Below are 6,063 nucleotides of genomic sequence, written 5' to 3' on the forward strand. Positions count from 1 at the left end.
TCCACGTGCCGCGCGGGAGGTGCGGGAGAGCGGGTGGCGGGTGTCAGCCCTGCAGGGGCAGACCGCCGAGCATCGGGCTGCGCTGGTTCAGCGCGGTGGTCGCGCCCTTGACCGTGTTGAGCAGGGAGCCCTTGTTCTCGGTGTTGAGGGCGTCCGACTGGTGCTGCAGCGGCATCGCGTCATGGAGGGTGACCGGACCCTTGGCGAGCTGGCTGACGGCGCCGTTGAGGCTGGTGGGCGTCACGTCGGCGGCGTTGTAGGCGAACGCGGGCGCGGCAGCGCCGACGAGGGCCACAGAACCGGCAACGACAGCGGCAGCCTTCAGGGACTTCATCGTGTTCCTTTCTTCGGCAACTCACGTCACCGCAGGGAATTCTGACGCCGTGCCTAACGAGATCCGCCCGGGCCGGAAACCCCGCGCGGAGAAGACATATGAGATCCCCGAGAAACGGTTCATCGGGAAAAGCGCTCAGCCGTCGCACCCGGAGGTACGACGGCTGAGGCGGTGCGGGCGACCGAGGGTCAGCCGGTCGCCAGCAGACCCGACGAGGAGGCCGGGGCGGCCAGGCCGAGCGTGCCCGTCAGCAGGTTGAGCAGGCCGGACACCACACCGGTGGCGGTCGAGAGCACCGAGGACAGGTCGGAGGTGACCGCCTTGAGCAGGCCGTCGACGGCGCTCTGCAGGGAGGACAGCGCGTCGCCGGCGAGGTCGCGGGACGAGGAGGGCTTGCCGTCGTCCGCGTGCTTCACGGCCGGCGGGAGGACAAGGGCGGCGGGGGCCGCGAGGGCCGGCGGGGCCGCGGGCTCGGCGGGGTGGGTGGAGGTCGCGGTGGACGCGGACGGGATCGTGGCGGTCGACGGGAGCGTCGTCGTGGACGCCACCGAGTCGGCGTTGGCCTTCGCGGCCTCGGCGATGGCCCGCCGGGCCGCTTCGCCGAGTTTTCTGGCCTGTTCCGGTGACAGCTTGCCCTGCTGCAGCGACGCGTTGAGCAGGTCGACGACCGGCTGGACCACGGAGACGCTGTTGTTCAGGGCCTTGACCTGGGCGAGCAGCTTCTCCGCTCCCGGCACGGCGGACTGGGAGGTGCTGGGGGCGCGTTCGCCGGCCGAGTCGGCGGCGACGGCGGCCGGGCCGGCGACACCGACCAGGACGGCGGCGCAGAGGGCGGTGGACGCAAGGCGCCGCGCGTGCAGACCACGCATGGGTGTTCCTTTCGGTGAACATCAGGACCTGAGCCCACCGTCCGTTCGCTGATCACTTTCCGCAACTACAAGACTACTTTTTGTGATCCACACGAGGGAGCACACCTGCCGTCCGAAGGATGGCGCCTCGACGTCAGGCATCGACGCGGGTGTTGCCGGGTGGGGGCCGTGCCGCCAACGGGGTGATGTAGGCAAAGCCCTACATTCACACTTCCGACACACTTGTCCTGTTTCTACGGATTAATACGCATAGCGACTAGAGTGACGGACCTCTCCAGTACGTGCGAAAGGGCACCGCCGCTCATGCGCAAGTTCCTGGGTCCCCTGCTGTGCACGACGGCGGGCGCCCTCGCCCGGCCGGCCGCGCCACCCTCCCCCGAGGCCCGCGCGCGTGACCGGCTCACACTCTCCTCCGAGCCCCGGCGTACGCCTGTCGCACTGGACGCCGCCGTCAATCCGGCGGACGACGTATCGAAGTCCACGATCTGCGCACCGGGTGACGTACTCGCCCGGCGGATCTCTGCCTACGCCAACACGCTCGGCTACGGCTCCGACGTGTGCGATCTCGGTCCGGCCCTGCCGGGCGGCGGTGACCCGCCGGGCCGCCGGCTCGTTTCCCAGCCGGACGCGGCGCGGGCCGGTGTGCCCTCCGCCGCCGTGGACGCACAGGTGTGAGGCGCGTTCCCGACCGCTGCCCCGAGCGCCGCCCCCCTTGTGAACGAGGTATCCCGCCCATGCATCAGCCAGCACCCGCCCCCCGGCCCCGGGTCCTGCACCTCGCGCAACCCGTCGACGGCGGGGTCGCCCGGGTCGTCCTGGACCTGGCACGCGCCCAGCTCGCGGCGGGCCTGCACGTCACGGCGGCCTGCCCCGGTGGCGAACTGGCCGCCGGACTGAGGGAGTTGGGAGCCGACGTACACGACTGGCGGGCCGGCCGCGCCCCGGGCCCGGGGCTGCCGGGCGAGGTACGGCGGCTCGTACGGCTCATCGGCGAGGTACGTCCCGAACTGGTGCACGCGCACAGCGCGAAGGCGGGTCTGGCCGGCCGGCTCGCCGTGCGCGGCCGGATCCCGACCGTGTTCCAGCCGCACGCCTGGTCGTTCGAGGCGGTCGGCGGACCCACCGCGGCGCTCGCGCTGCGCTGGGAGCGGTGGGGGGCTCGCTGGGCCCACCGGGTGGTGTGCGTCAGCGAGGCGGAACGCGGGACCGGCCTGCGGGCCGGGGTCCACGCCGCGTACACGGTCGTCCCGAACGGCATCGACACGCGACGCTTCTCCCCCGGCCCCGCCGAAGGCGAAGCCGGGGCCGGTCCGCTCGTCGTCTGCGTGGGCCGTCTCTGCCGCCAGAAGGGCCAGGACGTCCTGCTCCAGGCCTGGGAACAGGTACTCCGCGCCGTACCGCGGGCACGGCTCGTGCTGGTCGGCGACGGCCCCGACCGCGAGGTCTTACGGCAACGCGCCCACCCCTCCGTACATTTCGCCGGTGCGGTGGCCGACCCCGTGCCCTGGTACCGGGCCGCCGACCTGGTGGTGCTGCCCTCGCGCTGGGAGGGCATGGCGCTCGCCCCGCTGGAGGCGCTGTGCTGCGGCCGGCCCGTCGTGGTCACCGACGTCGACGGCGCTCGCGAGAGCCTGCCGCCCGCCCTCGCCGCCCGCTGTCTGGTCCCCCCGCAGGACCCCACGGCACTGGCCGGGGCGGTCGCCGGGCTGCTGTCCGACCCGCCGCTGCGCGCCGCGCTCGGCGGCGAGGGGCGCCGGCACGTCCTGTCCACGCACGACGTGCGGCACACCGCCGAGCGGATCGCGGCCCTCTACCGCGAACTCCTCGACGCGCACGAAGAAACACGTCCGCGCGTGCCCTCCGAGAGCAGGGAGCCGATCCACCCGTGACCGCGGAAAGTACCGTCCCCTCTCCCGGGGCGCAGCCCTGGGACCCTGGATTCCCGAACCTCAAGCTCCTGTCCGCCCGCGCGGCCGGCGGCTTCCGGTTTCCGCTGCGGCGCCCGCCGGCCCGGCCCGCCTCGCCCCTGCCCCTGCTCGCCGCCGACCTGTTCGCGGCACTGGTCGGCGCGGTCGCGCTGGACGAGACCGCGCGCCGCCCGGTGCTGGTCGCCGCACTGGTCTCCGGCGCGCTGCTGCTGCGCCCGCACACGGCCCGGCTCGTGCCCGCCGTACTCGACGAACTGCCCGCGGTGTGCGGGCGGATCGCGGTGGCCTGGCTGGGTCTCGCCGCGCTGCTCGCCGCCTCCGCCCCCGAGCGCGCCCTGAGCGCCCGCACCCTGCTGTTCGGGGTGGCGCTGCACGCGGCGGCGGCCTGCGCGGGCCGGGGCGCGGTGCACTGGCGGCGCCGGGTCGCGCTGCTGCGCCGTCCGCGCACCGCCCTGGTCATCGGGCCCGCCGCGACCGCGCAACGGGTGGCCGCCGCGCTGCTGCGGCACCCGCGCTGCGGGGTGCGGCCCGTGGGCGTCGTCGCCGAGCGTCCCGACGGCCACGGCGGGCTGCCCGTGCTGACCAGCGGCGAGGAGGTGGAGCGGGCGCTCATCCAGAACGGGGTGCGGGCCGTGCTCACCGTCGACCCCTCCGTACGCACCGGGAAGGGGCCGCTGCTGCGGGCGCTCGCCGAGTCGGGGTGCACGGTGTGGGAGCTGGACGCGGACTCACCGTCGTACGAGATGCGCGACCAGCTCGCCGGTTTCGCCGTACGGCGTCTCGACCTCGGCTCGCGGCGGCGTGGCAGCATCGGCAAGCGGCTGCTGGACGTGGTGGTCTCCGGGACGCTGCTGATGCTGGTCAGCCCGGTGCTGCTGGGGTGCGCGCTGGTGCTGAGACGCACCGACGGGCCCGGCGTGGTCTTCCGGCAGGAACGCACCGGCCGGGACGGGCACCCCTTCACCCTGCTGAAGTTCCGCACCCACCGCCCGGTCGACGAGCACGAGGCGGCCACCCGGTGGAGCGTGGCCGGCGAGCTCCGGATGAGTCCCTTCTGCCGGTTCCTGCGGCAGACCTCGCTGGACGAGCTGCTCCAGCTGTGGAACGTCCTCAGGGGTGACATGAGCCTGGTCGGTCCGCGCCCCGAACGTCCCTACTTCGTCGCCCAGTTCAGCAAGGCCCACCCGGGCTACGCGGCCCGGCACCGGATGCGGACCGGTATCACCGGGCTCGCCCAGATCCACGGGCTGCGCGGCGACACCTCCATCGAGGACCGGGCCCGTTTCGACAACGCCTACATCGACAACTGGTCGCTGTGGCAGGACATCTGCGTGCTGCTGCGCACCGCGGCCGCCCTCGTGCGCTCTACGGGAAGCTGACCGATGGCCCTCGCCCTGCCCCTGCGCCACCCCGCGCGCCTCTCCCCGGTGCTGCCCGTCATGGCCGTGGTCGCGCTGCTCGCGCTGCCGACCGCCCCCGGCGGTGACGGCGGCGCGGGCCCCGCCGACGCGCTGTCCGCGCTGGTCGTCGGCTACTGCGCCGTACGGCTGCTGCGCGCGCGCCGTCGCCCGCTGACCCGGCGGGCGGCCGTACTCCTCGGCCTGCCGGTGTTCGGCGTGTCGCTCGCCGCGCTGCACGCGGTCTCGCCGGGCGCCGGGATCGCCGGCCTCGGCCGCTATCTCCAGATCTTCGTGCTGGTCCCCGCCGCCGTCCTGCTCCTCGTCCGCGACCGGCGCGACTTCCGGCTGCTGGCCTGGTCGTTCGTGGCGCTCGCGGGGTGGCAGGGCGCGATCGGCGTGCACCAGTACGTCACCGGCACCGGCGCCACCTACCAGGGCCAGGAGATCCGCGCGGTCGGCACCTTCGGGCCGTCGGACGTGATGGGCATGGCGACGGTGGTGTCCTTCGGTCTGATCTGCGCGGCGGGGCTGGCGCTGGGCCGGGGTCCGGTACGCGTACGGCTGACGGCCACGGCCTGTGCCCTGGCCCTCCTGCTCCCGCTGGCGGTCTCCTTCAGCCGGGGCGCCTGGATCGCCACCGCCGTCACGCTCGTCGTGCAGCTGGTGCTGGCCGGGCTGCGCCGGGCGCTGAAGGCGGGCGCGGTGGTCGTGGCCGTGTGCGTCGTCCTCGTGGGCGGGTTCGGGGCGGGTACGGCGATGCTCCAGGAGCGGATCGACAGCATCACCCAGGTCACCGACGCGCCCGACCAGTCGGTCACCGACCGGTACACGATGTGGGCGGCCGCGGTCGACATGTGGCGCGGGCACCCGCTGACCGGCGTCGGCCTGAAGGGCTTCCCCGAGTACCGGGACGGACACGCCTCCCTGGCCCTGTCCTCCGGCAGCGACACGGGGGGCGCCGGCGCCGCGTTCCGCAAGCAGCCCCTTCTCTCCCCGCACAACATGTACCTGCTGGTGCTCGGCGAACAGGGGCTGATCGGCCTGCTCTGCCTGGCGGGCGGCTGGCTGGCCCTGCTGGTGTGCGCACTGCGCGGCCTGCACCGGTCCCGCGCACCCGGCGGCCACGGCCTGGACTGCGCGCTGGCCGCCTGCGGCCTGCTGATCTGGCAGCTGATCGACTTCGTGTACGCCGACATCGGCGGCCCCTCGACCGTCCTGACGGCGGTCTGCTTCGGCCTGGTCGCCTGGTGGGCCCTGGTCGGCGCGGACGACGCCACCGGCGTACCGGGCACACGATGACGGGCCCGAGGACCGGCGAGGTACCGGGCCAGGACTCGGACGCGGCCATGGTGCCGGTGGCCAGATCGGCCCCATCGACCGACCCCGCGGAGTCCGGACCCCTACCGGGGACCCCCGTCGAACCCACCGCCCCGCCCCCCGAGCCCGGGCACACGGGGCCCGGCACGGCCCCGCCCACCGAGCCCGCCCAGGTCACACACACCACCACCGGCACCGCCACCCCCACCCAGACC

At 74.2% G+C, this 6,063-nt stretch carries 6 protein-coding genes and 1 pseudogene; 5 read left to right on the forward strand and 2 right to left on the reverse strand.

Going from position 1 to position 6,063, the window contains the following annotated elements; genetic code table 11:
- Positions 1–43 precede the first annotated feature (43 nt).
- Entirely contained in the window at positions 44–334 is a 291-nt protein-coding gene (locus ADK64_RS36180; RefSeq protein ID WP_053666326.1) for a hypothetical protein, read from the reverse strand.
- Positions 335–522: 188 nt separating this feature from the next.
- Positions 523–1,203 (reverse strand): hypothetical protein, encoded by a 681-nt coding sequence (locus ADK64_RS46320; RefSeq protein ID WP_053666327.1) that lies wholly within the window; start codon positions 1,201–1,203, stop codon positions 523–525.
- A gap of 303 nt (positions 1,204–1,506) precedes the next feature.
- On the opposite strand from ADK64_RS46320, the gene ADK64_RS36190 reads away from it, so the two are divergent.
- The 5 genes and pseudogenes from ADK64_RS36190 to ADK64_RS47915 form a co-directional block, all read left to right on the forward strand.
- A complete protein-coding gene (locus tag ADK64_RS36190) occupies positions 1,507–1,878 on the forward strand; it encodes a hypothetical protein (protein ID WP_053666328.1) in 372 nt (123 codons plus the stop codon).
- Positions 1,879–1,937: 59 nt separating this feature from the next.
- Positions 1,938–3,092, forward strand: a complete 1,155-nt coding sequence (locus ADK64_RS36195) for a glycosyltransferase (RefSeq protein ID WP_053666329.1) — start codon at positions 1,938–1,940, stop codon at positions 3,090–3,092.
- On the forward strand, positions 3,089–4,510 hold the full coding sequence (locus ADK64_RS36200; RefSeq protein ID WP_053666330.1) for an exopolysaccharide biosynthesis polyprenyl glycosylphosphotransferase: 1,422 nt from the start codon (positions 3,089–3,091) through the stop codon (positions 4,508–4,510). Before ADK64_RS36195 ends, ADK64_RS36200 begins: the two co-directional genes overlap by 4 nt.
- A 3-nt stretch (positions 4,511–4,513) precedes the next feature.
- Positions 4,514–5,830: an O-antigen ligase family protein gene (locus ADK64_RS36205; protein WP_053666331.1), complete on the forward strand. Its 1,317-nt coding sequence runs from the start codon at positions 4,514–4,516 to the stop codon at positions 5,828–5,830.
- Positions 5,827–6,063: pseudogene (locus tag ADK64_RS47915) on the forward strand (hypothetical protein); the annotation flags it as partial. The gene ADK64_RS36205 and the pseudogene ADK64_RS47915, both read left to right, overlap by 4 nt.

Source organism: Streptomyces sp. MMG1121 (assembly GCF_001280015.1).
In the GTDB taxonomy this organism is placed as follows: Bacteria; Actinomycetota; Actinomycetes; order Streptomycetales; family Streptomycetaceae; genus Streptomyces.

Coding starts and splice junctions, on each gene's coding strand:
- ADK64_RS36180 (WP_053666326.1), bottom strand. CDS start 334: ATGAAGTCCCTGAAGGCTGCCGCTGTCGTTGCCGGTTCTGTGGCCCTC.
- ADK64_RS46320 (WP_053666327.1), bottom strand. CDS start 1,203: ATGCGTGGTCTGCACGCGCGGCGCCTTGCGTCCACCGCCCTCTGCGCC.
- ADK64_RS36190 (WP_053666328.1), top strand. CDS start 1,507: ATGCGCAAGTTCCTGGGTCCCCTGCTGTGCACGACGGCGGGCGCCCTC.
- ADK64_RS36195 (WP_053666329.1), top strand. CDS start 1,938: ATGCATCAGCCAGCACCCGCCCCCCGGCCCCGGGTCCTGCACCTCGCG.
- ADK64_RS36205 (WP_053666331.1), top strand. CDS start 4,514: ATGGCCCTCGCCCTGCCCCTGCGCCACCCCGCGCGCCTCTCCCCGGTG.